The sequence below is a fragment of the Microbacterium sp. MPKO10 genome (assembly GCF_026107415.2).
Lineage (GTDB): Bacteria > Actinomycetota > Actinomycetes > Actinomycetales > Microbacteriaceae > Paramicrobacterium.
In genome coordinates, this window is sequence record NZ_JAPCHX010000004.1 from 84,179 (window position 1) to 107,506 (window position 23,328).

General features: G+C 64.7%; 23 protein-coding genes. 6 read left to right on the forward strand and 17 right to left on the reverse strand.

The annotated features are described in order from the left end of the window. The first annotated feature begins 129 nt into the window (after window positions 1-129). Together OK352_RS08575 and OK352_RS08580 are read left to right on the forward strand one after the other, a co-directional pair. Window positions 130-1,647: a class I adenylate-forming enzyme family protein gene (locus tag OK352_RS08575; RefSeq protein WP_265141054.1), complete on the forward strand. Its 1,518-nt coding sequence runs from the start codon at window positions 130-132 to the stop codon at window positions 1,645-1,647. Next, window positions 1,644-2,873: a beta-ketoacyl-[acyl-carrier-protein] synthase family protein gene (locus OK352_RS08580; RefSeq protein ID WP_265141055.1), complete on the forward strand. Its 1,230-nt coding sequence runs from the start codon at window positions 1,644-1,646 to the stop codon at window positions 2,871-2,873. Before OK352_RS08575 ends, OK352_RS08580 begins: the two co-directional genes overlap by 4 nt. A gap of 9 nt (window positions 2,874-2,882) precedes the next feature. Here the strand turns inward: OK352_RS08580 and OK352_RS08585 are convergent, their stop codons facing one another. The 3 genes from OK352_RS08585 to OK352_RS08595 are packed head-to-tail and all read right to left on the reverse strand — an operon-like array spanning window position 2,883 to window position 5,141. Continuing rightward, window positions 2,883-3,683 carry a MetQ/NlpA family ABC transporter substrate-binding protein gene (locus OK352_RS08585; RefSeq protein ID WP_265141056.1) on the reverse strand — a complete coding sequence of 267 codons (801 nt, stop codon included), beginning with the start codon at window positions 3,681-3,683 and terminating at the stop codon, window positions 2,883-2,885. A 46-nt stretch (window positions 3,684-3,729) separates the two neighbouring features. Further along, window positions 3,730-4,401 carry a methionine ABC transporter permease gene (locus tag OK352_RS08590; protein ID WP_265141057.1) on the reverse strand — a complete coding sequence of 224 codons (672 nt, stop codon included), beginning with the start codon at window positions 4,399-4,401 and terminating at the stop codon, window positions 3,730-3,732. Beyond that, the gene (locus tag OK352_RS08595; protein WP_265141058.1) at window positions 4,398-5,141 is read right to left on the reverse strand and encodes a methionine ABC transporter ATP-binding protein; all 744 of its coding nucleotides are present in this window, start codon (window positions 5,139-5,141) and stop codon (window positions 4,398-4,400) included. The genes OK352_RS08590 and OK352_RS08595 overlap by 4 nt, the downstream gene beginning before the upstream one ends. A 286-nt stretch (window positions 5,142-5,427) precedes the next feature. Between OK352_RS08595 and OK352_RS08600 the strand changes: the two genes are divergently transcribed. Further along, window positions 5,428-5,691: a mycoredoxin gene (locus tag OK352_RS08600; RefSeq protein ID WP_265141059.1), complete on the forward strand. Its 264-nt coding sequence runs from the start codon at window positions 5,428-5,430 to the stop codon at window positions 5,689-5,691. A gap of 38 nt (window positions 5,692-5,729) precedes the next feature. Here the strand turns inward: OK352_RS08600 and OK352_RS08605 are convergent, their stop codons facing one another. Both OK352_RS08605 and OK352_RS08610 read right to left on the reverse strand, forming a co-directional pair. Next, window positions 5,730-6,092 (reverse strand): DUF6804 family protein, encoded by a 363-nt coding sequence (locus OK352_RS08605; RefSeq protein ID WP_265141060.1) that lies wholly within the window; start codon window positions 6,090-6,092, stop codon window positions 5,730-5,732. After that, entirely contained in the window at window positions 6,089-8,236 is a 2,148-nt protein-coding gene (locus tag OK352_RS08610) for a DEAD/DEAH box helicase (RefSeq protein WP_265141061.1), read from the reverse strand. Before OK352_RS08610 ends, OK352_RS08605 begins: the two co-directional genes overlap by 4 nt. A 205-nt stretch (window positions 8,237-8,441) precedes the next feature. Between OK352_RS08610 and OK352_RS08615 the strand changes: the two genes are divergently transcribed. Then, on the forward strand, window positions 8,442-8,975 hold the full coding sequence (locus OK352_RS08615) for a hypothetical protein (protein ID WP_265141062.1): 534 nt from the start codon (window positions 8,442-8,444) through the stop codon (window positions 8,973-8,975). A gap of 513 nt (window positions 8,976-9,488) precedes the next feature. Here the strand turns inward: OK352_RS08615 and OK352_RS08620 are convergent. The 6 genes from OK352_RS08620 to OK352_RS08645 all read right to left on the reverse strand — a co-directional run bounded on the left by OK352_RS08620 (window position 9,489) and on the right by OK352_RS08645 (window position 17,781). Further along, the gene (locus OK352_RS08620) at window positions 9,489-11,567 is read right to left on the reverse strand and encodes an HNH endonuclease signature motif containing protein (RefSeq protein ID WP_265141063.1); all 2,079 of its coding nucleotides are present in this window, start codon (window positions 11,565-11,567) and stop codon (window positions 9,489-9,491) included. A 530-nt stretch (window positions 11,568-12,097) separates the two neighbouring features. Next, a complete protein-coding gene (locus tag OK352_RS08625) occupies window positions 12,098-12,949 on the reverse strand; it encodes an aldehyde dehydrogenase family protein (protein ID WP_265141064.1) in 852 nt (283 codons plus the stop codon). After that, window positions 12,946-14,457, reverse strand: coding sequence for an aldehyde dehydrogenase family protein (locus OK352_RS08630; protein ID WP_265141065.1), 1,512 nt, complete (start codon window positions 14,455-14,457; stop codon window positions 12,946-12,948). The genes OK352_RS08625 and OK352_RS08630 overlap by 4 nt, the downstream gene beginning before the upstream one ends. A gap of 20 nt (window positions 14,458-14,477) precedes the next feature. Beyond that, complete coding sequence (deoC, locus tag OK352_RS08635) at window positions 14,478-15,470, reverse strand: deoxyribose-phosphate aldolase (protein ID WP_265141066.1); 993 nt, start codon at window positions 15,468-15,470, stop codon at window positions 14,478-14,480. Next, window positions 15,463-16,458: a sugar-binding transcriptional regulator gene (locus tag OK352_RS08640; protein WP_265141067.1), complete on the reverse strand. Its 996-nt coding sequence runs from the start codon at window positions 16,456-16,458 to the stop codon at window positions 15,463-15,465. The genes deoC and OK352_RS08640 overlap by 8 nt, the downstream gene beginning before the upstream one ends. A 108-nt stretch (window positions 16,459-16,566) precedes the next feature. Then, on the reverse strand, window positions 16,567-17,781 hold the full coding sequence (locus OK352_RS08645) for an MFS transporter (protein WP_265141068.1): 1,215 nt from the start codon (window positions 17,779-17,781) through the stop codon (window positions 16,567-16,569). Between the two features lie 22 nt (window positions 17,782-17,803). Between OK352_RS08645 and OK352_RS08650 the strand changes: the two genes are divergently transcribed. Continuing rightward, entirely contained in the window at window positions 17,804-18,472 is a 669-nt protein-coding gene (locus tag OK352_RS08650) for a maleylpyruvate isomerase family mycothiol-dependent enzyme (protein WP_265141069.1), read from the forward strand. Window positions 18,473-18,491: 19 nt separating this feature from the next. Here the strand turns inward: OK352_RS08650 and OK352_RS08655 are convergent, their stop codons facing one another. The 4 genes from OK352_RS08655 to truB are packed head-to-tail and all read right to left on the reverse strand — an operon-like array spanning window position 18,492 to window position 21,155. Beyond that, the gene (locus OK352_RS08655) at window positions 18,492-19,421 is read right to left on the reverse strand and encodes a bifunctional riboflavin kinase/FAD synthetase (RefSeq protein ID WP_265141070.1); all 930 of its coding nucleotides are present in this window, start codon (window positions 19,419-19,421) and stop codon (window positions 18,492-18,494) included. Further along, window positions 19,418-19,855: a hypothetical protein gene (locus tag OK352_RS08660; protein WP_265141071.1), complete on the reverse strand. Its 438-nt coding sequence runs from the start codon at window positions 19,853-19,855 to the stop codon at window positions 19,418-19,420. The genes OK352_RS08655 and OK352_RS08660 overlap by 4 nt, the downstream gene beginning before the upstream one ends. Before the next feature lie 23 nt (window positions 19,856-19,878). Continuing rightward, window positions 19,879-20,238 carry a hypothetical protein gene (locus OK352_RS08665; protein WP_265141072.1) on the reverse strand — a complete coding sequence of 120 codons (360 nt, stop codon included), beginning with the start codon at window positions 20,236-20,238 and terminating at the stop codon, window positions 19,879-19,881. Continuing rightward, on the reverse strand, window positions 20,235-21,155 hold the full coding sequence (truB, locus tag OK352_RS08670; RefSeq protein ID WP_265141073.1) for a tRNA pseudouridine(55) synthase TruB: 921 nt from the start codon (window positions 21,153-21,155) through the stop codon (window positions 20,235-20,237). The genes OK352_RS08665 and truB overlap by 4 nt, the downstream gene beginning before the upstream one ends. 111 nt (window positions 21,156-21,266) lie before the next feature. Here truB and OK352_RS08675 point away from each other — a divergent pair, with 111 nt between their 5' ends. After that, the gene (locus OK352_RS08675) at window positions 21,267-22,139 is read left to right on the forward strand and encodes an HhH-GPD family protein (RefSeq protein ID WP_265141074.1); all 873 of its coding nucleotides are present in this window, start codon (window positions 21,267-21,269) and stop codon (window positions 22,137-22,139) included. Window positions 22,140-22,143: 4 nt separating this feature from the next. Here OK352_RS08675 and OK352_RS08680 read toward each other — a convergent pair whose 3' ends face one another. Both OK352_RS08680 and rbfA read right to left on the reverse strand, forming a co-directional pair. Further along, window positions 22,144-22,794 (reverse strand): hypothetical protein, encoded by a 651-nt coding sequence (locus OK352_RS08680; RefSeq protein ID WP_265141075.1) that lies wholly within the window; start codon window positions 22,792-22,794, stop codon window positions 22,144-22,146. A gap of 82 nt (window positions 22,795-22,876) precedes the next feature. Beyond that, complete coding sequence (gene rbfA / locus OK352_RS08685; protein WP_265141076.1) at window positions 22,877-23,320, reverse strand: 30S ribosome-binding factor RbfA; 444 nt, start codon at window positions 23,318-23,320, stop codon at window positions 22,877-22,879. Window positions 23,321-23,328: the final 8 nt, after the last annotated feature.

The window sequence follows — 23,328 nt, forward strand, 5'->3', positions numbered from 1 at the left end:
CCATTGGGTCGGGGGGAATGGACAGGTCAGCGCCGTTGCTTCACCAGACGACAATAGCGCCTCGACGGATCGACGTCGTCATCGAGACGGGCACAAGCCGCCCAGACGCGACGGAACTAAGCTCGACGTATGCCCTTCACGCGCACCATCCTCAACGTTGCCGAGGCCGATCCCGACCGTCTCGCGCTTGCCGGTGACGGTGAGCGTTACAGCTACGCTCAACTTGTCTCCGCCGGTACGCGCATCCGCAGCGGCGCCGAGCAGATCCTTGCCCAGGGAGCGGATGCTCGTGCGCCTCGCCCGCCGGATGAAACGCAGGGCATCCCCATCATCGCCGTCTCGCTGTCGCGTTCCATCGATGTGGCCCGGTTCCTCTGCGGCGTCAACGGCTTTCGCGCCATCATCGCCGTCGTCGACCCGCTGTGGCCCCTCTCCCATCGTGTCGAGATCATGAAGCGTGTCGACGCGGCACTCGTGATCACAGACGACGCCGATTTCGAGCAGAGTCTGTCGCAGCTGAAGGGCTGGACCGGGAGCGTCGTCTCGCTTCAACGGTTCGACGAGCTGGCAGCATCCGCACCCCCATCGCTCGGCCCCGAGGTGCGCCCCCGCGAGGAGCCGTTCCTTCTGCTGTTCACCTCCGGCACCACGGACCTGCCCAAGGGCTTCGTGCGCACGCGTGAAAGCTGGGATCACAATGTCGAGATCAGCCGCCGGTACCTGGGAGCAGAAGAGGGAGTCGCCACGATTGCTCCCGGCCCCGTGTCGTACAGCCTCACGCTCTACGCCCTTGTCGAGGTCATGGCAACAGGCGGGTCGCTTCATCTGCAGTCGGGCTTCGATGCCATCGCGTCGGCCCGCTCCATCGACGGTGAGCAGATTCAGCGCTTCGTCGGCGTGCCCTCGATGCTTCTCGCGCTCGCTCGTGCTGCCGAGCACGCCGGGCTCGACCTCACATCGCTTCGCACGGTGATCACCGGTGGTGCAAATCAAAGCGAGAGCATCCGCACGGTGTTTGAAAAGGCCGCACCCGACGCGCACCTGCGCAGCTACTACGGTGCGTCGGAGATCGGCTTCATCGGCTACAGCGACGCGGGAGACGGCACGCGGCTCACCCCGTTCGACGGCGTCGAGGTCAGTGTTCGGGACGGCGATACTCTCGTTCCAGACGGCGAGATCGGCACGCTCTACGTGCGGGTGGCCTCGGCCGTCGAGCATTATCTAGCCGCGACGAGTTCTGAACGCATCACGGGCGCCGACGGCTGGGCAAGCGTCAACGATCAGGCATCGATCGAAGACGGGATGATCAGCCTCGCGGGCCGGGCCGGAGACATCGCCGTCTCAGGCGGCCACAAGGTCTCCCTTCCCCAGGTCGAGCGGGCGCTTGCCAGCATCCCGGGCTGCGAGACCTGCTGCGCTGTGGCTCTGCCCGACCCGGCGCTCGGCTCGCTGATCGCCGTCGCCGTCGAAGCCGCCGAGGCACCCCCCAAGGCGGTGATGCAGCGAGGCCTGCGTGATCTTCTCGCCCCGCAGTTCCTGCCTCACCGGTACTACCGGGCGAATGAACTGCCGCGCACGGCAGGCGGAAAGATCCGTCGCGTCGCCGTTGTCGACCTCCTTCTGACCGGATCGGCAGAGCGGCTGTGAACGCGCCGCGGCGCGCTGTCGTCACCGGAGTCGGCGCTGTGACGCCCCAGGCCACGACCATGGCCGGGACGTGGGACGCTGTCGTCGCGGGGCGCAGCGGGATCCGCGCGCTCGAATCCGTTGACGTGTCAGACCTCGCGGTCTCCGTCGGAGGCGAGGTGTCCGCGTTCGATCCCCTTGACCATGTGTCGCGCTCCGACGCTCGACGTCTCGACCCGCACGCCGTGTATGCCATCGCGGCGGCGCACGAGGCGATGCGCGAGGCGGGGCCGCGTGACCCCGATCGCTTCGGCGTCACAGTCGCCACAGGATCAGGCCCCGTGACACTGACTCAGGAGGCCGTCCGCGCCCTCGACAAACGCGGTCCCCGGCGCATTCCTCCCGGCGTCGTCGTCTATGGCGGCCCGGATGCTGCCGCGGCCTACCTGAGCCAGCTCTACGATGCTCGGGGCGCGAGCATGGGGCTTTCTGCCACGTGCGCGAGCGGGACGGTGGCGCTCGGCGAAGCGATGCGGGCGATCCGCCACGGCTACGCCGACACCGTGCTCGTCGTCGGAGCCGACGACTGTCTCAACCGGGTGAACCTCGCCGTGAACTCGTCGCTGGGTGCGCTCGCGCCCGGTTTCGCTGACGAGCCAGCGCGAGCAAGCCGCCCGTTCGACAGATCGCGCAGTGGCTTCGTCATGTCGGCGGGTGCCGCCGCAGTCCTTCTAGAATCGGCGGAGCACGCGGCAGCTCGCGGTGCCACCGTGCTGGGCGAGGTCGCAGGCTTCGGCGTGACCTCAGATGCCCACCATCCGACAGCGCCCCGTCCCGACGGACGCGGAGCCGTCGCAGCGATGCGCCTCGCCATTGACGATTCCAGGATGCTGCCAGCCGACGTCGACCATGTCAACGCGCATGGCACCGGAACACCTCTGAACGACGCGATGGAGGCCAGTGCCCTGCGCACGGTGTTCGGCGACAGCATCCGGACCCTCCCAGTCACCTCGACGAAATCGACGACCGGTCACCTTCTGGGAGCTGCGGGCACTCTTGAAGCGGCAGTCGCGCTTCTCAGCATCCGCGATGGCGTGGTCCCTCCGACGATCAACCTCGACGATCCGGAGTTTCCGGAACTCGATGTTGTCGCCGACGAGGCTCGCCCGGCCCGCCTCCGCGCGGTCGTGACGAACTCCTTCGGCTTCGGCGGGCACAACGCCTCTCTTGTGCTGCGCGCTGTGTGACGCCGCGCGTCAGAACGCGGCGGGCACTCCGAGATCGGTGAGCACCTCACGGACGTGATCGCTCGAGAGCGCGGCCGCGAGAGCAGCGATCTCCGGTGAGTCCTGATTGTCTGGGCGTGCAGCCATCGTCACCTCGAACGCCTTGTCCTGTTCGACCATCAGCCCGTCGTCTTCGGGTGTGAGGTCGAGCTGCCGGGCGAAGGAGGGCAGGTTGAAGACCGCATCGGCCTCGTCATACGCGGTGTTCAGCTGCATCAAGTCGACCTGGGTGATCTGAAGGTCACGGGGATTCTCGACGATGTCACCGACCGCGGCAGAGAATCGCTCGACGTTCTCATCAAGAGTAATCAGCTCGGCGTCGGCGAGCATCTGCAGCGCCCGGCCCGCATTCGCCTTGTCGTTCGGGATCACGACGCTGCCGCCGTCGGGCAGGTCGTCGAGCGACGCGAGGGTCTTGGAGTAGAAGGCGACAACGGTCTTGTACACCGGTTGGACGGCCACGAGGTCGGCGTCGTTTTTCGCGTTGAACTCTTCCATGAAGGAGGGGAACTGCACGAGGTTCGCGTCGATCTCCTTGTTCTTCAGCAGGATGTTCGGCTGCACGTAGTCCGACACCGGTACGAGTTCGATCTCGTATCCGTCTTCGATCACCTCGGCCGCCGCTTCGACAGCATCCGTCATGGGGGTCACCGTTGCGGCCACGCGGATCGTGACGGGACCGTCGTCCGCGCTGCCAGACGCAGCGCTGCAGCCGGTGGTGACCAGGGCAAGTGCCGCGATCGTGAGCGCGGCAAGTGGGCGGAGTTTCATCGGAACCTTTCGTCTGTGGTGGTGCGGGTGCTGAGAGTGTCGGAGATCACCGTCGGTCGAGAGCGGCGGATACCTTTTCGCCCGCGGTCTGCAGCAGCAGGACGCAGACGATCACGATGACGATCGTCGAGTACATGAGGCCGTAGTCGTACTCCTGGTATCCGTAGCGCAGAGCGAAGTCACCGAGCCCACCGCCTCCGACGATGCCGAGCACTGTCGAGTACGAGATCAGGCTGATCGCGGCGGACGTGAGCGCGTAGACGAGGCCGGAGCGTGCCTCGACGAGGAGAAAGCTGACGACGGTCTGGGCCGAGCTCGCACCCATCGAGCGGGCGGCCTGCAGGATGCCAGGCGGAACTTCGAGGAGGATCTGCTCGACGAGTCGGGCGTAGATGGCGACGCCGACGAAGCACAGCGGAAATGTCGCGGCACCGGTTCCGAACGTCGTACCGTACAGAGCGCGCGTCAGCGGAATGAGGAACACCACGAAGAGAAGAAACGGGAAGGATCGCACCACAGTGACGTAGAGGTTCGCGACAGACCACAGCGGTGTGCTCTGCTGCGCGCCGCCCGGGCGCGTCAGAAAGATCATCACGCCGAGGGGAAGCCCGATGAGCACGGCGGCCGCGAGCGAGAACGCGAGCATGAACCCGGTCTCCGCAAGGGCGATTCCGATCTCGTCTGCGTTGGCGGCGAACGATTCGAGGAGGTCGTTCATGCGCCGAGAACCCTCCGGGCATGCGCAAGATAGCTCGTCTCGCGCGGCCGCTCGCGTGCCGAGGGCGCGATGGGGAAGACGCTCATCAGACTCCCGTTCTCGAGGACCGCAGCGCGATCGCAGATCGCGCCAACGGCGTCGAGCTCGTGAGTGACCAGAACGATTGTCGTTCCGAAGTCTCGGCGTGTGTCGGCCAGCAGTGTGAGGATGTCTTCGGTGGTTCGGGTGTCGAGGGCGCTTGTCGGCTCGTCGCACAGCACGAGACCGGGGCGCGTGACGAGCGCTCGGGCAATTGCAACGCGCTGCAGCTGTCCGCCGGAGAGCTGTGCCGGATAGCGATCCGCGTAGTCGCCCAACCCGACGTAGTCGAGGAGTTCGGCGATCAGCGCCGGGTCACGGCGCCGCTGAAGCTTCAGCGGCAGAGCGATGTTTTGCCTGACCGTACGATTCGACAGCAGGTTGAAACCCTGGAAAACCATGCCGATACGCCGCCGCAGCAGGCGACGCTCGCGAGCACTGAGCTCCGTCGGATCGGTTCCCTCGACGAGCACGCGCCCTGCGCTGGGAGTCTCCACCGCGTCGAGAACGTTGAGGAGCGTTGATTTGCCCGCTCCGGACTCACCGATGATGCCGATGATCTCACCGCGGTCGATCGTCAGGTCGATGCTGTCGAGCGCGGTTGCCTGACCGTACGTGACCGTGACGCCGTCAAGCAGGGCGACGGGTGTTGCCTGCAGCATCCGTCGTCTCCGTTCATTCGTGAAGTCACAATAGTGTATTGCGTCCAAGTATACGAGTGAATCGGATGCTGTCGGGCACGGCACCTCCTGTTACATCCACGACTCGAGGTCCCACGCTCCGCTGAGCTCAGCTCCCAGCCCGAGCCCACGCGGTCCACACCCACACATCGCGCCGACCAGGCAACTTACGGCGGTTCATCGGTCCCGCTTGGCTCCATTCGGTCGCTCCGGTTCTGCCCAGCGGCATCCTGCCCCTCGCCGGACCGTACCGGATTATGGTGGCTGTATGGACTACACACCCGAGACCGGTTCGATCACCATGTTCAGCACCACCTGGTGCGGGTACTGCAAACGCCTCAAGACACAGCTGCAGAGTGCGGGAATCGAGTACACCGAAATCAACATCGAAGAGGCCGATGGTGCGGCCGAGGTCGTCGAGCGCGTCAACGACGGCAACCAGACGGTTCCGACGGTGCTCTACCCCGATGGCAGTGCCGCGACGAACCCTTCCCTCGCCGACGTTCAGAAGACTCTCGCCGGGCTGGCCTGAACTCGCTGATTGTCAGCAGCGGCAGAGAGCTGTGCTGCTCAGCGACGCGAACGCTCTGACGATGGCGTTGGCACGGTGATCAGGTAGCCCGCGACAACGAGAGCAATCGGCACGAGAAGGTGGGCAATCGCCCACCCGATGCCGCCCATCGTGATCGGGAAGACCGGGTTCCACGCGACGACGACCGGCACGATGACGATGAGCCACGCGTATGCCTTTGCCTGCACCGCGAACACTCCCATGACCGCGACGAGAATCGCGACGGCGAACCGAACGATGATGAACCACTCGCTGCCGATCAGCGCAGCGCCCGCCATCAAGGCGATTCCCGCGATGATCGCCGGGGCGAGCGCGGGGCGTGAGAACGACTTCTGCGGATAGCGCCCTTGCTGGGAACTCATCGATCCTCGAGCGCATCCTGCAGGAGCCCGATGAGGGCGGTGAGCTGAACAGCATCCTGCGACCCGGCCTCGGTGTCGCTTCCATCGAGCGCGCGGGCAGCGAGGCCCTTCTTCGAGTCGATAAGCTCGGCGATCTTCGTGTCGAGAGTGTGCGCGGCGATGATGCGCCATGCGGTGACCGGTTCTTCCTGCCCGATGCGGTGTACGCGGTCAATGGCCTGCGTCTGCTCGGCATCCGTCCACGACAGCTCGGCGAGGACGACGTTCGACGCCGCCTGAAGGTTCACACCCACGCCTGCCGCGGTCAACGAGCAGACAGCGACAGAGACCGTCGGATCGTTGTTGAACGCGTCGACAGCCTGCTGACGTGCCAGAGCCGTCTGGTCGCCACGAAGCGAGACAGTCGAGATTCCCTGCTGCGCGAACGCCTCTTCTGCGGAGTTCATGACATCGATGTGCTTGGCGAAGAACACGACCTTCCCCACGGAACGCGCGAGCTGACCGGCGTAGTCCGCGGCGAGCTGAGCCTTGGCCTGTCCGATGCGACGCACCATCGTAAAGACGTTCTCTGTGCCGCGTGCACCCTTCGACTCGTCGAGCTCTGACTGCGCGACGAGGCGGATGATGTCGCTGTCGACCGTCGACGGCTCGTCGCCACGCGCCGTGATGATGCGCTGGTAGCGCGCCTTGAGCCGCTCGGCGAGCTCACGCTCGGCGGCGCGAATCGACCGGGCCTCGTCGTCGTCGAGCTCGACCGGAAGGTCTGCCACGCGCTTCGAGGGGAGATCTTTCGCCACGTCCATTTTGCGGCGGCGTACGATCCCCATGCTGATGACCGCCTCGCGTGCTTCGCGATAGAACCCGTTGTCGGCGGGAGTGAGGCCTGTCGCGTCGAGTTTCTCCATGAGTGCAGCCGTCGGCTTGCCGTCTTTCACCCAGCCGAGGAACTGCCAGATCGCGTTGAAGTCTTCAACGTCGTTGATCAGCGGCGTTCCTGTCAGCGCCATCAGCAGCGGGTTGCCGCCGGGTGCATTCTGACGGATCCGGTTCGACAGAGAGAGCACGTGTTGCGAGCGCTGCGAGTGCAGGTTCTTGATGAAGTGCGCTTCGTCGACGACCATGCCGCGGAATCCGAGTGTCCCCAGCCATGACAGGTGGCGGTCGAGGACTGCGTAGTTGACGACGAAGACATCGGCGAATGCATCGACGTCGCGGCCATCACCGTGAATGACGGTGACCCGTCGCTGCGGTGTCCATTGCTCGACCTCACGCGCCCAGTTCATCTTGACGACGTTGGGCACGACAGCGAGGAGCGGGTAGGCGTCGGCGACGGATGCTGCGAGCACGGACTGTGCGGTCTTGCCGAGTCCTGGTTCATCGGCGAGAAGGAACGTCCGGTGGCCGTCCCGCACGCTCTCGACGAAACGCGCCTGGTGCCTCATGATCTCGAGTCCCTTGGGGGCGAGCCTGTCGAGCTTCGGCGCTTCGGGCAGGTTCATGGTCGCGGAGCCGCCTCCAGCACCCGCTTCGAATGCCTTGTACAGCGGCCCCATCAGTTCCCAGCCATCGAGGCGACGACGCACGGTCTCGTTTTGCGCCGCGCGCGAGAAGTCGGGGGCGCGGAAGGGGCTCGCGAGAAGGCGGGACTTCACAGATTGCGGCAGCACTTGCTTCTCGGCGAGTTCGGCGGGCACCGTCGGTTCGGCCGCGGGCTTCTCGACGGTGATGATCAGTTCGTCTGGCGAGAGCTCTTTGCCGGATTCGATCAGCCAGTCACGGCGCATACGCTGAGCGACTGGGCTTGTCGCCTGGTCGACTTCGAGCAGGCTGATGAGCGATGTGTCGCGTGCTGCCGTCTTAGCGAGGATCGTGGCGACGCCATCGAGTCGCTTCAGCAGTTCTGCCCGCGATGAATCGCTCAGGGTCTCATCGGATTTCACACGTGCGCGCTCTTCGCGCACGAGGAATGCGATCACCTGAAATTTCGTGCGGTTGGTCGGGCCGACCTTGCCTTTTTGCGCCTTTGCCTCGACCTCTCGGACCTTGCGGGCAAGGATCGGGATGATCGGGGCATCGTCATCGTGGCGTGCTGCGGTCCGTGATGAACCACGGCCGGATGCACGGCGTTGACCGTTGTGCGGCATGCTCCTCCTGAGCAGTCGAGGTGCCGGCGCGTTACCGGCGTCGAGCAGTGCGTACCATGCGACCAGGGCGGGACGGCGATGGTCTTCCTGCCAGACGAGGCGCACGGTACATGCACAGCTATTCTACGACACGTCGAAGTGACGTCTGTCGTCGTGTCCGCATATGACAATACGCTGACAGTGACATTATGCACCGAGGAGGGTCATGAACGCCAGAAAACACGCGAACCGGATGCTGTGGATCGGCGTGGCGCTGATCGTCGCTAACGTCATCGGTTCGATGATTCTCCAATTGTTGATGAGGGATGCCGGTCAGAATCAGTCAGCGCTGGCTGTACTGTTTCCACTGAGCTCTCTTGTGACGTGGACGCTGACCTGCGGATGTGCGTTTCTCGCCATCTCATTTCCGACGCGAGCACTCCATGGTCGTCAGATCAGTGTGCGGCACCGTCGGTCCTTGGCGACAATCCTCCTTCTGACTGGGGTCGGATGCATTGTCGTCGGGCTCGTCGGCAATCGTGTCGTCGCGGGCATCAATGAAGTCATGATGATGTCGAATACGGGACAGGATCTGCTCTTCACGGTGGGGACGGTGTTTCGTCCTCTCCTCACACAAGCGCTCCCCCTCTTCGGGACTGTGCTTATTCCGGCGTCCTTCCTGCAGCGGATGATTGAGCGGGATGCTGCGACGCACCAGGAGATCTTCAAAAGCCCAGTCGGTTCGGGGACCGAGCAATAATGTCACGCCTCGTGACCTCTCGAGCTGATCAGACAACCTTCCTGTCGACTCCCACACAGTCGTCACGGCACTATGCGTGAATCGAACGGTGAGGCATTTTCAGAGCTCAACCCTGCCTCGTAACACGGCGAGTGTGTCGTCACGGGCGCTTCAGCCGTCGAGGCTGCCGCATGCCTCAGGCGCACCCCGGTATCTCTCAGACTGACCCTCTGCGGGCCTATCGACGTTCGGCATGGAAGCGACCGCCACTCTTGACGGGGCAATTCACGCGGCAGCAGCACACTCCGAGTAGCGCTTCAAGCTGTACCGCTTGTGCGATTCAGATGTCGTAGCCGTGACGTACCGCGGGCGCGTGGCACGGTATCTCGATGCCTGTCCGGGACGCATCGGGCGGTCTGTGGCACGGAATCCATCAACACGATTGTTCGAGGACGACTCGCGCAGCAGCACACGCCGGGTAGCGCTTCAAGCTGTTCTGCTTGTGCGTCTCAGGTGTCGGGGCCGCCGCGTACGTTAGGTGCGCGGCCCGGTATCTCGACCATCATCGGGCGGGCGTCCTCCGGGACTGTCTGGGTCCTCGGGATTGCCTCTCTGTTCGGAACCGCAATCGCTTCCGTAACCGGCGCCGCTTCCGGAACTGCCACCGTTTCCGGAACTGCCACCGTTTCCGAAGCTGCCACCGTTTCCGAAGCTGCCACTGCCTCCGGGACGGCCACTACCGCCTGGCCGGTCGCCATCGATCGGCCGGCCATTACCGCCTGGATGGCCACCGCCTTCGGAGTTGCCACCATCGCTGGGCCGGTCACTACCGCTTGGTCGGTTACCGCTTCCGGGACCGTCGCCGCGTGGACTCTCCCCAGGATCGTCGCCGTCGGGATTGTCGCCGGAACTATTGCCGTCTTCATTGTCACCTTGTCGGCGACGTTTGCCGAGATACTTCCGGTTCACGTACCAGCCCGGTGGCACGAGGACCGGGTGGCCGTCGTGGTTGCGGGTGATCGCCCATTCGCCGTGTTCGACTAACCGGTGGTGGAACCAGCAGAGCAGGACACCGTTGTCGAGGTTGGTGGGGCCACCGTTGTCCCACCCCTGAATGTGGTGCGCTTCACACAACCAGGCGGGAATATCGCAGTCCACTGCCGCACACGTGGTCCCATCCCGCGCAACCAAAGCCAGGCGCTGCTTCGCAGTGAAAAACCGTTCCGTGTCTCCCAGGTTCAACACATCCCCGTGCTGATCCAGCGTCACTTTGCGGGTGTTGCCGTTGCACCGCATTTGTTTCACAAACGACATGGGCAATGCTGCTGGTGTCCCCGGCGACCATGCCGCACCGTTCCCGTTCTCCAGGTCATCCTCTGACACGGTGACCAAAACCGTGGGTGCACGACCGTGCAGTTTCGGTGTGCTGTCCTGTGTGCTGGTGCCGGCAATAATGCTGGTGAACACGTCCGCACGTTCCTGCGGCCTCGACCGGTTCTCCGGTGCCTGTTCCTTAGCGGCGAGTTCATCCGCCTGCATAAACGCCGGGCTGGTGCGTTTGGACATGAACGCGTCAAACACCGGGGTGACGTGTGCTGCCTGTTCCGGAGAGAGCACCCCGGTAAGACGCATACTCCCATCATCCAGATGACGAAACACCAACGACCGGGCCTCATGAAGTTCCTCCGCCGACGGTTGCACACCATCCGGATCCAACACAGCACAAAACATGCGCGCCTGACCCCGCAACACATCCGCCGCCACCGGCACCTCACCATCAGCACCGGTGGCATTACCCAGAAGGGTGGCTTCAGCCCAGTCCACCTGCTCCGGCGCCACCCGCGGAAGCACCGGGGCAAGCGTGGAGGTGATTGCCTCGGCCACATCCAAACCGATGGTGCCCTCAGCAAGGGCCTCAGCCGTCTGGGCAAACACCGGCTCCAACGGCAACCCGGTGTCGGAGACCCTCGGAGTGGTGCGCTGAGCGAGCTTCGTGTACCGGTACGCCGTGGAGTTCTTCACCCCCGTGACCTTCTCAAACAAAGCCGCCGGTGACGCGGAGCCGTGACGAGCAGCAAGACCATCCAACCCCGCGCCCGTGTCTGACCGTCGGGCAATATCACCAACATTACTGACCTGACGACCCTCGACCACCCGAGAAATATTCGCCAAAAGACCCACAAACGTGAGCAGAACATCTGCCGACAGGTCTGCTGGATCGATGGTGGTGAGGTCCGCAGCACCGGCCAAGACATCCTCAGCAGCACGCACCGCGACAGCATCCACGCCCTCCCCACGCGTTAGACCTGCGCCCGCAACATCACCCGCGCCCGCAGCATCCACGTTACTCGCAGCAGCGTCACGACTCTTCATGACACCTGCAGCATCGTCGTCCTCCGCGACCTCACGACCTGACACCTCGGCAGCACGCGCAGCAGCAGCATCCGGGCTCTCCAAGAAACCCGACGCGCCCTGATCCGCTGACTGCGGTGCGGACAGCTCCGGCACACGCTGGTTCCCCGATATCTCAGGCACACCCGGAGCCGCCCACCGGGCGCGGTTCTCCGGCTCCTCCGAAGACCCAAACCCGGGTGCCGAACCTGCGTTAACCATGGACACATTGTGACAGCAGCCACCGACATTCCCACCGACACAAACCCCCGATCAACACACCATTGTGGATAACTCGGAAAGTCGCATGCCTGTGGACGGAGAAGCGGAATCTGGCACCGACGAAAGGCTGCCTCCTGATGAACAAAGAAGCACGAGAAACGGGTGTTCACGAACTCCCTGCAGTGGTGAGTACACAGCCTCAGAGGCGACGGCAAACGAAAACGGTTCCGTCCGAAGTGGACGCTGCGCCACAGACACGCTCCGACCCGGACGCAGCGCCACAGCCACGCTCCGAAGATGTGACGCTGTGCGGTGGAGTAAGCCGTATGCACGCGTCAATCGAGAACGAATAGCCGCACTCGTGACAGCGTTCGAGTGACGAGGCAGTGCGTGGAATCGCGACAGAAACGAGGCTGAGGCCCGTGCCTGTCAGCGCTCAACAGCATGTGCTTCCGCCACAACTCGCTCGGCCGCACGGTCTCGACCCTGCACACATGCACCGCACCGGGCACCGTCAGGTGAATGGTGAATCAGAGCATGCTCTTGGTGTGCCACACCGTCTTCGTCTCGGTGAACGCCGTGATGCGGTCGAGGCTCGGGAACGCATCGCCCTCGGGCGGGAGCACACGCTTCAGGGTGTCTGCCGCTGAGATCTGCAGGTCGACCCAGTCAAGGTCTTCAGCCCCGGCAAGGTCGAGCGCATTCACGTCTGCATGGCTGGCGAGCCACGGCGCGATCTCCGCAGGCGACCCAGTGAGCACATTCACGACACCCCCGGGCACGTCACTCGTCGCCAACACCTCGGCCAAGGTGATGGCCGACAGCGGGAACCGCTCGCTTGCCACAACCACGACGGTGTTGCCCGTCACGAGCGCGGGAGCGACGACGCTGACCAGTCCCAGCAGCGACGAGTCCTGAGGCGCAATCATCGCGACGACACCCGTCGGCTCCGGTACCGAGAGGTTGAAGAATGGCCCCGCGACAGGATTGGCGTTCCCAGCAACCTGCGTGTATTTGTCCGCCCATCCGGCGTACCAGACCCACCGGTCGATCGCGTCATCGACCTGCCTCTCAGCGATGGCGCGGCTGACGTTCTCGCCACGCTGGATCTCATCAATGAACTGCCCGCGGCGCCCCTCAAGCAGCTCCGCAATGCGGTACAGCACCTGACCGCGGTTGTAGGCTGTCGCACCCGACCAGCCCGAGACCGCGCCTCGTGCAGCCTTCACCGCGTCTCGAGCGTCCTTGCGGGAGGCCTTTGCCGCGTTGGCGAGGAAGTCACCCTTGGCCGACAGGATCTCAAAAGTGCGACCGGACTCCGAGCGCGGGAACTTTCCGCCGATGAACAGCTTGTACGTCTTGGGCACCGCGAGCCTGCTCATTTCCGGTTCTCCTTCGTGGCCGTGCGCGTCGTACGCGTCCGTGTCTTCTTCTCACTGATCGCCGCCGGCGCCCCAGCCGGAGCGAGGTACGCACCAAGGCCGTGGCGCCCACCCTCGCGGCCGTAGCCGGACTCCTTGTAACCGCCGAAGGGACTCGCCGGGTCGAACCTGTTGAACGTGTTCGCCCAAATGACTCCCGCTCGCAGCTTGTCGGCCACCGCGAGAATGCGGCTGCCCTTGTCTGACCAGATGCCGGCAGACAGCCCGTACGGGGTGTTGTTCGCCTTCGCAATTGCCTCGGCTGGCGTCCGGAACGTCAGAACCGAAAGCACCGGGCCAAAGATCTCCTCACGCGCGATGCGGTGTGACGTCGAGACTCCCGTGAAAATCGTCGGCGCGAACCAATAGCCCTGCGACGGCAGCTCGCACGGCGCCGTCCAGCGCTCGGCCCCCTCAGCTTCCCCCGCCTCGGTCAGCGTTCGGATGCGCTCCAGCTGCTCAGCGGAGTTGATGGCACCGATATCCGTGTTCTTATCGAGCGGGTCGCCGAGACGCAGCGTCGACAGCCGACTCTTGAGCCTCTCGATCACGTCATCGTGGATGCTCTCCTGCACCAGCAGGCGCGACCCAGCACAGCAGACGTGACCCTGGTTGAAGAAGATTCCATTCACGATGCCTTCGATGGCCTGATCGATCGGTGCATCGTCAAAGACGATGTTCGCAGCTTTGCCACCAAGCTCGAGCGTCAGCTTCTTGCCTGTGCCCGCCACCGACTTCGCGATCGCATGCCCGACGCCCGTGGACCCGGTGAAGGCAACCTTGTTCACATCCGGATGCTGCACAAGAGCCTCACCCGTCGATCCAGCCCCGGTAATGATGTTCACCACGCCGGCGGGAAGCCCCGCCTGCTGCACGATCTCGGCAAACAGCAGGGCTGTCAGCGGGGTCGTCTCTGCCGGCTTCAGGACTACCGTGTTTCCGGCCGCCAGTGCCGGGGCGATCTTCCACGACAGCATGAGCAGCGGGAAGTTCCACGGGATCACCTGGCCGGCAACCCCCAGTGACTGTGGGTTAGGGCCGAGGCCCGCGTAGTCGAGCTTGTCTGCCCATCCCGCGTAGTAGAAGAACCAGGCGGCGACAAGCGGAACATCGACGTCACGGCTCTCTTTGATCGGCTTGCCGTTGTCGAGGCTCTCGGCAACAGCAAGCTCACGCGCCCGCTCCTGCACGAGACGCGCAATACGGAAGAGGTACTTACCGCGATCGGCACCCGACATTTTCGACCAGACACGCTCGTACGCCTGTCGTGCCGCACCGACAGCTCTGTCGACATCAGAGGCGTCAGCCGTCTGCACGGTCGCGATCGCCCGTTCGTCAGCGGGAGAGATCGTCGAAAACGCTGTTCCCGACCCTTCGACGAACTCGCCGCCGATGAACAGGCCGTATTCGTCCTTCAGATTCAGAATTGCCGTCGACTCGGGGGCCGGGGCATATTCGAGGAAGCTCATGAGATTCTCGCCTTTCCGAGTCAATCGATGGTGACGTAGTCGGGGCCGGAGTAGTGCCCGGTCGCCAGCTTCTGCCGTTGCAGCAGCACGTCGTTCAGCAGGCTCGATGCGCCGAACCGGAACAGCTCGGGAGTCAGCCAGTCTTCACCACAGGTCTCAGCAACGGTGACCAGAAACTTGATGGCGTCTTTCGACGTCCGGATGCCGCCAGCCGGCTTCACTCCAATGCGCTCCCCCGTGAGGCGGAACCAGTCGCGCACGACCTCGAGCATCAGCAGCGTCACAGGCAATGTCGCGGCGGGCGAGACCTTGCCCGTCGATGTCTTGATGAAGTCGGCCCCGGCCAGGATCGCCAGCCACGACGCCCGGCGCACGTTGTCGTACGTGTTCAGCTCACCGGTCTCGAGGATCACCTTGAGATGCGCGGACGTGCCGTCCTCACGACGGCAGGCGCGCTTCACCGCGACGATCTCGTCGAACACCTGCGCATACTGCCCGCTGAGGAAGGCGCCTCGGTCGATGACCATGTCGATCTCATCGGCGCCCGCTGCCACAGCATCCGCCGTGTCGGCCAGCTTCACGCGCAGGGACGCGCGCCCCGAGGGGAACGCCGTCGCCACTGCCGCGACGCTGATCTGTCCGTGCGCTGCGCCGAGAGCGTCGACGGCGGTGGCCACCATGTCTCCGTACACACAGACCGCTGCCGGCTGCGGGCACGCCGCGTCACCGGCATCCGGAACCAGCGCCTTCGCCACGAGTGAGCGCACCTTGCCTGGAGTATCGGCACCCTCGAGCGTCGTCAGGTCGATCATCGAGATGATCGTGTCGATGGCCGCGGCCTTCGATGTCGTCTTGATCGACCGCGTGCCGAGAGCGGCGGCGCGCTGCTCGAGGCCGACCGCGTCTACGCCGGGGATCCCCTCAAGGAAGCGGCGGAGGCTCGTGTCAGTGACGAGGCCGTCGAAAAGCTGAAGTGCCCGAGTGCGCGGGGCGAGCGCGGATTCGTCAGTCATTGTTGTCCTTGTCATCGGGGTCATCTCCGAACGTGTCGGTGAGAAGGTCGAGTGCCGTCGCCTCGTCCGTCACCAGGGCGGTGCAGAGGCCATTGCGGACGATCGCGCGCGTCACGGCGTGCTTGGATTCACCCGAGACGACGAGAATTGCTGTCGATGCGTGCTGCAGGCTCGTCAGCCCGAGTCCGAGCGTGCGCTGATCGAGTGCCGGGTCCACGATCATGCCCTCGGCGTTGATGTAGCGCCCCCAGACATCGCCGACGGCACCCCGACGCACGAGTTCGTCCATCTCGCCGGTCGTCAAGTAGCCACTCTGAATATGCGCCGAGCTGTGGGTGGCCGGACCGGCGCTGAACAGGTAGGCGGCTGCCGCCGCGGCCTCGTCGAGGACGGCGGCCACTGTGCGATCGTTCTCGATGCTCGTCTTCGTCTCGACGCGCTCGAGAATGGCCGGGCTCGGCAGAAGCGTCGCCTCGCCCGACGCCTTTCGGGCGATCTCGACGGCCGTCGCCGCTGCGGTGCCTGCACGCTGGTTGACGCTGACTCCGCCGTTGACCTGCACGACGTCAACGCCGACGGCCCATTGCTCCCCCAACAGCGTGGCGACATCATGCAGCGTGCGGCCCCAGCTGATCCCGAGCATGCGCGGCACCGGCCGCAGAGCGGCGAGGTAATCAGCAGCGCCCTGCGCCACACGTTCGCGAAGCTCGCTCTCACTGCGGGCGCCGGCGACGGGGACCACGACAGCATCCGTCAGCCCGTGCCGTTCACGCAACTGGCGTTCAAGTGCAAGCTTGCGCGCACGCGGATGGACGATCTCGATGCGAATGTACCCATTCTCACGGGCAGCGGCGAGCAGACGGCCGACCTTCCACCGGGTCAGTCCGAGAATCGCACCCACTTCGTCTTGGGTCTTGTCTTCGTCGTAGTAAAGCTCAGCCGCACGGATCGAGAGGAGCTCGTCGTCGGCAGTGTCAATACGGGGCATAGCGGTCTCCTCCCGCTCTCAGCGTAGACAGGCCGCCTGCTCACATCAACACTCGTAGCCCTATTTGCTCATATGAGCACTCAGGGGACGGATGCTGCACACTCGCTGTTACGCGGCGAGCTCGTCGTCGATCATGTGACGTCTGCCGATGACAAGCCCCGACCAGAATGTCGGCAGCGCGATGAGTCCCAGCAGGATCAGCGGCACGGTCCACCCGCCAGTGAGCTCATACATCGCACCGATGAGAAGGGGAAACACAGCGGCAATCACATAGCCGCAGCCCTGCACGAACCCGCTCACCGCGATCACCGTCTGGTGCGAACGGGAGCGCAGGTTGATCAGGGTGAGCGCCAGGGGGAACAGCAGCGGGCCCGAACCCAGTAGGGAGACCCACAGCCACGTCACTGTCTGCGGCGCCACCAAGAGGCCGAGCACCCCGGCAAGGATGAAGCAGCCGCCGCACCACACCAGGACCGCTGGCCGCTTCATGCGAGTCGCAAGCAGGGGCATGATGACGGCAGCGGGCAGCCCGAAGAACCCGAACAGGCTGAGCAGCGCTCCCCCAGCTGTCGCGCTGCTGCCCGCAACATCGGTGAGGATCTGCGGAAGCCACGCGAACGACGTGTAAGCAACGGATGAGGATGTTGCGAAAGCGAAGGTGAGCGCCCACGCGGTGCGCGAGTGCGCCACGCGCTTCGCCGCCCGATCGCGCAGTTCGGCGATTCCCGGGTCATTGCGCGCGGAACGCCGGCGCAGCACGCTCTGAATCAACCACGGAACGATGGCCAAAACGGCGAGCAGCCCCCAGATGCCCAGAGAGAACTGCCACGACACCGCGTGCGCCATCGGAACCGCGACCAGTGGAGGCACGAACGTCGCGATCGACATCACCGTCGTGTACACAGCCGTCATTTGGCCCAAGCGGTCCGAGAAGTACTTCTTTACGATTGCCGGAAGCAGGACGTTGCCCGCTCCGATGGCGACAAAGCAGAGGATGCTGCCGAGCAGCAGAGACTCGAAGCTCCACGCGAATCCCCGCATGACGTGGCCGACCAGCATGACGACGAGCGAGCCGACGAGCAGCTCTTCGAGAGCAAACCGACGCGAGAGCGACGGAGTGATCAAACCGAACACAGCGAAGCACAGCGGCGGGAGCATCCCGAGAACGCCCAGCCCGACGGCACCGCCGTGCAACTCCCCGTCGATGATGTCGTAAACAGGCGACAGGGCTGCGACCGCCGTGCGCAGGTTGACGGCGACGAGAACGAGTCCCAGTATCGCGAGTGTCCGACCCGCCCACAGTTTTCTTCGCTCACCCGTCACCAAATCAGCCTACTCTGGAGACATGACCACGACAGACACGGACGATGCCGTCGGACGGGCACTCCTCGTCGTCCGGGACGGCGTCGCAGGCCTGACCGATGAACAGTGGAACTCTCCGTCCCTCTGCTCCGAATGGACCGTCAAGGCGGCGGTCGCGCACCTCCTCTGGCGTGTGTCTGCGCCCGCGTCCGTGATGATGGAAGACATCGCCCGCGCCAGTTTCACCGGTCGGCATGTGAATCCCTCGCACGCGATGTCGGACATCGCGTTGTCGATCGCACAGAAGCGCTCAACGGGAGAGCTCGTCGACGACCTCACACTCATCTCGCGACGGTTCAGCACGGGTGATCAACGCGGCTCCTCTCCCCGTCTTCTCGAGACCATCGTGCACGGGTATGACGCGGCGCACCCCGTGGGTGTGCGTCTGGCCTTCGACACGACATCGACGCACACTGTCGCGACGCTGGCACGCCGCACGGCCTCGCGCGACGTCCGGACGCTGCTGCGCCACCGTGTGTTGAACGCCGTCGACGCCGACTGGTCGATCGGACGCGGCACCCAGGTGATCGATGGCACGGCCGAGAGCATCATCCTCTATCTCGCCGGGCGCCGTTCGATTGACCCGTCGTCACGCCCGGCCCGCGTTGTTGCGCCCGTGCGCCCGGGGTCTCCGTCACCCGGATTCGCTTAACCGGGCCGGATCCGCGTCGTCAGGCCAGAGCGGAACGCACGTGCGCGACATCGTCTGTCATCTGCGCGATCAGCGGCTCGATGCCTTCAAAGGCGACCATGCCGCGGATCCGCTGCACGAACTCGATGTCAACGACGCGATCGTACAGATCGATCTCCTTGTCGAGAACGTACGCCTCGACCTGCTTCTGCGCGACGCCGTCGAACGTGGGATTGTTTCCGACAGACACAGCGGCGGGAAACCATTCGTCGCCCACGAGCATCCGCCCCGCATACACACCGTCAGCGGGGATCAGTCCCTGCATATCCGGTGACAGGTTCGCCGTCGGAAAGCCCAGTTCGCGCCCGCGCTTCGCACCGTGCACGACCATCCCCCGCACCGCGTGCGGACGCTCAAGGAGCTCGGATGCTGCCGCGACGTCGCCCGCCGCCAGAAGCTCGCGAACCCACGTCGACGACACGCGGCGATCGCCAAAGGGGGCGACGTCAGGGATGCTCAGCACGTCGAAGCCCTGCTCCGGGGCCATCGACCGCAGCAGATCGACGGTGCCGCGGCCCTTGTGCCCGAAGCGAAAGTCATCACCCACGAAGATCGCCCGTGTGTGCAGGGAGCGTGTAAGCAGCTCGGTCACGAAGTCTTCCGCGGTCTGCGCCGAACGCTCAGCGTCAAAGGTCAGAACGAGGCAGGCGTCCACTCCCGTCTCGGTCAAAAGATCGAGTTTCTGCTCGAGACTGACGAGCGCTTCGGGGCACGCCTGCGGAGCGATCGTAGCCAGAGGGTTGCGGTCGAACGTCACGACGACGCTCCTCAGGCTGCGCTCGGCGGCAATCGCCTGCAGCTGAGACACAATGGCGCGGTGCCCGGCATGGACGCCGTCGAACTTGCCGATGGTGACGGCACTCGGCCCGAAGTCCTGGGGAATCTCGTCAACGCTCCGGAAGATGATCACTCAGACTCCTTCGCTCGTGACTGCGATCGCAGCCAGATCATGCCGAGCACGGGCAGCACCAGGGGGATGAACAGGTATCCGCGGCCGAAGACGCTCCACACGGTGTCGTGGGGGAACCACGCGGCTTCGACAAGGCTCAGCGTGCCGATCACCAGGACGCCGGCGAGTTCGAAGCTGATCGTCACCCACGCGATGGTGTGCCACACACGTGCGCGTTTCACCAGGGCAATCGTAGCGACGATGTAGACCACGGCCGAGAGCGCGGAGAGCGTGTAGGCGAGCGGGGCCTCGTCGAACTTCGAGACGATCTGGACGAACGAGCGTCCCGTCGCCGCGAGAGCGAGGACGGCATAGACGGCGATGAGTGCTCGACCGGACCCTGACAGACGAGGGTGTGGCGTGCCGCGGACAGGCGCGGAGGAGGGAGAAGACATTTCTCACCGATTCTACCTGCGGATCAGGCTCCCCAGATCTGCTGCATGCGATACACCATGATCGCCACGGTCAGGCATCCGGCCCCCAGAATCACCGTCGCCCACCGCGACCTGTCAACGAGTGCCCAGAACGCGGCAGCCGGAGGAACGAGGAGCGCACTGATCAAATACGTGTAGTACTCAAGAAGGCTGCCCTCTGCCGTGTTTCCCACGGCCGGCGCCACAAGTGCCGTGACCAGCTGCGCCACGAGAAGCACCTCAACGAGCGCGACGGCCCCCATCGTCAGATCGTTGGGCACTCGCCCCACGAGACCGAGAACCAGACACAGCAGGGCTCCGAGACCGGCGACAGCGACTTGCGCGATTGTGAACCCGAGGATCATCGCGTTCCCTGTGTGCCCTGCGGGAAGTTCATGAGGCTGCGCACGACACCCTTTCGCACCTCGACCAGGCCGATCAGATGTCCGTCCTCTGTCAGTGCCGCGATCGGCTCGGTGGTGTCTGGAAAGCCGTCGGGCGCGATGCGTTGCCCGTACCCAAGAGCACGAGCACGGCTACCGTCAAGTGTCACGCAGGGGAAGAGAGACTCAGCCGCGTCGGCTGAGGTGAGCAGATCGTCGGGGACGGCGAGTTCGTCGAGGGTTACAGCATCCGTGACCGAGAATGGTCCGATCCGGGTCCGTCGCAGGCTCGTCAAGTGACCGCCGACTCCGAGAGCGGTCCCCAGGTCACGGGCGAGTGCGCGAATATACGTACCACTCGAGCACTCCACGCGGACGTCGAGGTCGACGAATGGAGCGCTTCGGCGCATCGCGTGCAGGTCAAAGGCAGCCACCGTCACCGGCCGCGCCGCGAGTTCCACGTCTTCTCCCGCTCGCGCCCGCGCGTAGGCCCGTTTCCCGTCGACCTTGATGGCGCTCACTGTCGAGGGAATCTGCGCGATGTCTCCGGTGAGCGGCACCATCGCGCGGCGCACCGCCGGTTCGTCAATCTCTGCGGTCTCGGCTTCTGTCGCGGGCGATGCCAGCTCGCCTTCGGCATCGTCGGTCGTGCTCGACTGACCGAGGCGGATCGTCGCGACGTACTCCTTATCGCGCCCGACGACGTATGTCAGCAGACGCGTGGAGGGGCCGACTCCGAGGATCAACAGCCCGGTCGCCATCGGATCGAGTGTTCCCGCGTGGCCGACCTTTCGGGTTCCGGCGCGCTTCCGTGTGCGGGCAACGACATCGTGGCTCGTGTGCGCCGGAGGCTTATCGATGAGCAGAAGACCGTTCGGCTGAGCCTGCTGTGCCGTCACCGGTCGGCCTCCAGGGCCTGCGGTGCACGGGCCACGGTCGAAGACAGGATCCGCACGAGTGGGGTACGGACGTTTTTCATGCACACGAGCCTACCCGCATAGGCTGGAGCGGTGACGCAGCATCCTCTCGCCTCGGCCATCAACGAGTGGTACGCAGAGAACGCGCGCGACCTTCCGTGGCGACGCGACGGGTTCAGCGCGTGGGGCGTGCTGGTCAGCGAGTTCATGCTGCAGCAGACGCCTGTGACCCGAGTGATCCCGCATCTTGAACGGTGGCTCGAGCGATGGCCGACGCCACGCGATCTCGCAGCGGTTCCTGCCGGAGAGGCGGTGCGTGCCTGGGCGAACCTCGGCTACCCGCGGAGGGCGTTGTGGCTGCACCGGGCGGCCGAGCAGATCACCGAGGTGCACGGCGGCGTCGTTCCGCGTGACGTCGAGTCTCTGCTGGCTCTGACGGGTGTCGGAGACTACACGGCACGGGCCGTCGCCGTCTTCGCTTACGGGGACCGGCACCCGGTCGTCGACACGAACACCCGCCGCGTCATCGCCCGCACGGTTCACGGACAGGGTGAGCCCTCTCCCCCGTCAGCCTCGCGTGACCTCAGAGATATGGACGCGCTGCTTCCCGATGACGACATCGAGGCACGCACGTTCAACGCCGCCGCGATGGAACTCGGCGCTGTCGTGTGCCTCGCCAGATCGCCGCGCTGCGCAGAATGCCCGGTGCGCAAACTCTGCCGGTGGGTTGCCGCGGGCGCACCCGCCTATACCGGGCCGCGCAAGCCCGTCCAGAAGCGGTATGAGGGAAGCGATCGGCACGTGCGCGGCCTCATCATGGCCGAGCTGCGAGCCGCCGATGTCCCGGTCAGCACCGCCGAAATCGCCCAACTCTGGCCCGAGGCTGCCCAACGCGACCGCGCCCTGGCCGGACTCGTCACAGACGGTCTCGCGGTCGAAACTGAATCAGGGTACGTCCTGCCCTGATCGGTCAGGCGCAGGGCTCGTATGACGGAGCATCGCCCGCCGTCACGGAGATCTGCCAGATCGTGTCACCACCACGGGTCAACGTGAAGATGATGCCTCCCCCGCCATCGGCGGGCACGTAATACATCACGCGGTCCGGCACTCCAGTGTCGTCAAGCTCACGGGCTTCCGGATACGCAGCCTGCATGTCATCGAGAGACGAGCCCAGCCCGATTCCCTTGTCCGACTCCGGTCCGCCGGCGACGTCCTCGACGGTGTCCGCCGGTACGGACACCGAAATCTCGGCGAGCGTGCTCTCTGGATTGTGTTCTGACGCCATCACCCACATCGTCATGTCTGGGGCGTCGGGAACGGTGACCTGCGCAACGCCCTCGCAGAGCTCACCGACCTCTGAACCGGGAGACGTCAGTGCATCTGCATACCGCATTCCGATCTCGAACGGGCCAATTCCCGTCTCCGTGATCGCCCATGCCTCGGGGGTCGGCGTCGACTCCTCGGGATCCGGAGTCTCCGTCTGGGCCGTGCTCTCCGTCGACTCAGGATTCGAGGTTGGCTGCTCCGTTGATGTCCCGCTGCACGCGCTGAGCCCCAGCACGAGCACGGCGGATGCTGCGAGGCCCAGAACCGGACCCGCACGTCTCATTCGTGTGCTCATGATGCCCCCATCCACCTCTGCCGCCAGTCTAAGTGGGCGTCACGGGAGGGAGTCGAATCGTTATGCAGTCACCAGGATGTGGTCAGCTGGACTCGTCGTCCTCGTCATCGCGCGGCTTGACATACGGGTCTTCGTCTCCGGCGTAGGTGGAGGATGCTGCAAGGCCGGCCACCGCGGAGTCGCGTTCCCGTGCCTCTGTCAGGAGGTCCTCGATGTGCTGGGCGTTCTCGGGAATCGCGTCGGCGATGAACTCGAGACTCGGCGTGATGCGAGCCGTGATACCGCGACCTACCTCACTGCGCAGCATCCCCTTTGCCGATTCAAGCGCCTTGGCGCTGTCTGAACGCTCCTCATCGGTGCCGTAGACCGTGTAGAAGATGCTTGCGTGCTGCAGGTCTCCCGTCACACGCACATCGGTGATCGTGACGAAGCCGAGGCGCGGGTCACGCAATCCCTTGTCGAGACGCGTGGCGATGATCTGCTTGATGCGGTCGGCCAGGCGCCGTGCCCGTGGGTTCTCACCCATGGTGTTCT

What these genes read in the sequence shown, in the direction of transcription:
- OK352_RS08575 (WP_265141054.1), top strand. Translation starts at nt 130, where the DNA reads ATGCCCTTCACGCGCACCATCCTCAACGTTGCCGAGGCCGATCCCGAC.
- OK352_RS08585 (WP_265141056.1), bottom strand. Translation starts at nt 3,683, where the DNA reads ATGAAACTCCGCCCACTTGCCGCGCTCACGATCGCGGCACTTGCCCTG.
- OK352_RS08590 (WP_265141057.1), bottom strand. Translation starts at nt 4,401, where the DNA reads ATGAACGACCTCCTCGAATCGTTCGCCGCCAACGCAGACGAGATCGGA.
- OK352_RS08595 (WP_265141058.1), bottom strand. Translation starts at nt 5,141, where the DNA reads ATGCTGCAGGCAACACCCGTCGCCCTGCTTGACGGCGTCACGGTCACG.
- OK352_RS08600 (WP_265141059.1), top strand. Translation starts at nt 5,428, where the DNA reads ATGGACTACACACCCGAGACCGGTTCGATCACCATGTTCAGCACCACC.
- OK352_RS08605 (WP_265141060.1), bottom strand. Translation starts at nt 6,092, where the DNA reads ATGAGTTCCCAGCAAGGGCGCTATCCGCAGAAGTCGTTCTCACGCCCC.
- OK352_RS08610 (WP_265141061.1), bottom strand. Translation starts at nt 8,236, where the DNA reads ATGCCGCACAACGGTCAACGCCGTGCATCCGGCCGTGGTTCATCACGG.
- OK352_RS08615 (WP_265141062.1), top strand. Translation starts at nt 8,442, where the DNA reads ATGAACGCCAGAAAACACGCGAACCGGATGCTGTGGATCGGCGTGGCG.
- OK352_RS08620 (WP_265141063.1), bottom strand. Translation starts at nt 11,567, where the DNA reads ATGGTTAACGCAGGTTCGGCACCCGGGTTTGGGTCTTCGGAGGAGCCG.
- OK352_RS08625 (WP_265141064.1), bottom strand. Translation starts at nt 12,949, where the DNA reads ATGAGCAGGCTCGCGGTGCCCAAGACGTACAAGCTGTTCATCGGCGGA.
- OK352_RS08630 (WP_265141065.1), bottom strand. Translation starts at nt 14,457, where the DNA reads ATGAGCTTCCTCGAATATGCCCCGGCCCCCGAGTCGACGGCAATTCTG.
- deoC (WP_265141066.1), bottom strand. Translation starts at nt 15,470, where the DNA reads ATGACTGACGAATCCGCGCTCGCCCCGCGCACTCGGGCACTTCAGCTT.
- OK352_RS08640 (WP_265141067.1), bottom strand. Translation starts at nt 16,458, where the DNA reads ATGCCCCGTATTGACACTGCCGACGACGAGCTCCTCTCGATCCGTGCG.
- OK352_RS08650 (WP_265141069.1), top strand. Translation starts at nt 17,804, where the DNA reads ATGACCACGACAGACACGGACGATGCCGTCGGACGGGCACTCCTCGTC.
- OK352_RS08660 (WP_265141071.1), bottom strand. Translation starts at nt 19,855, where the DNA reads ATGTCTTCTCCCTCCTCCGCGCCTGTCCGCGGCACGCCACACCCTCGT.
- OK352_RS08665 (WP_265141072.1), bottom strand. Translation starts at nt 20,238, where the DNA reads ATGATCCTCGGGTTCACAATCGCGCAAGTCGCTGTCGCCGGTCTCGGA.
- OK352_RS08680 (WP_265141075.1), bottom strand. Translation starts at nt 22,794, where the DNA reads ATGAGCACACGAATGAGACGTGCGGGTCCGGTTCTGGGCCTCGCAGCA.
- rbfA (WP_265141076.1), bottom strand. Translation starts at nt 23,320, where the DNA reads ATGGGTGAGAACCCACGGGCACGGCGCCTGGCCGACCGCATCAAGCAG.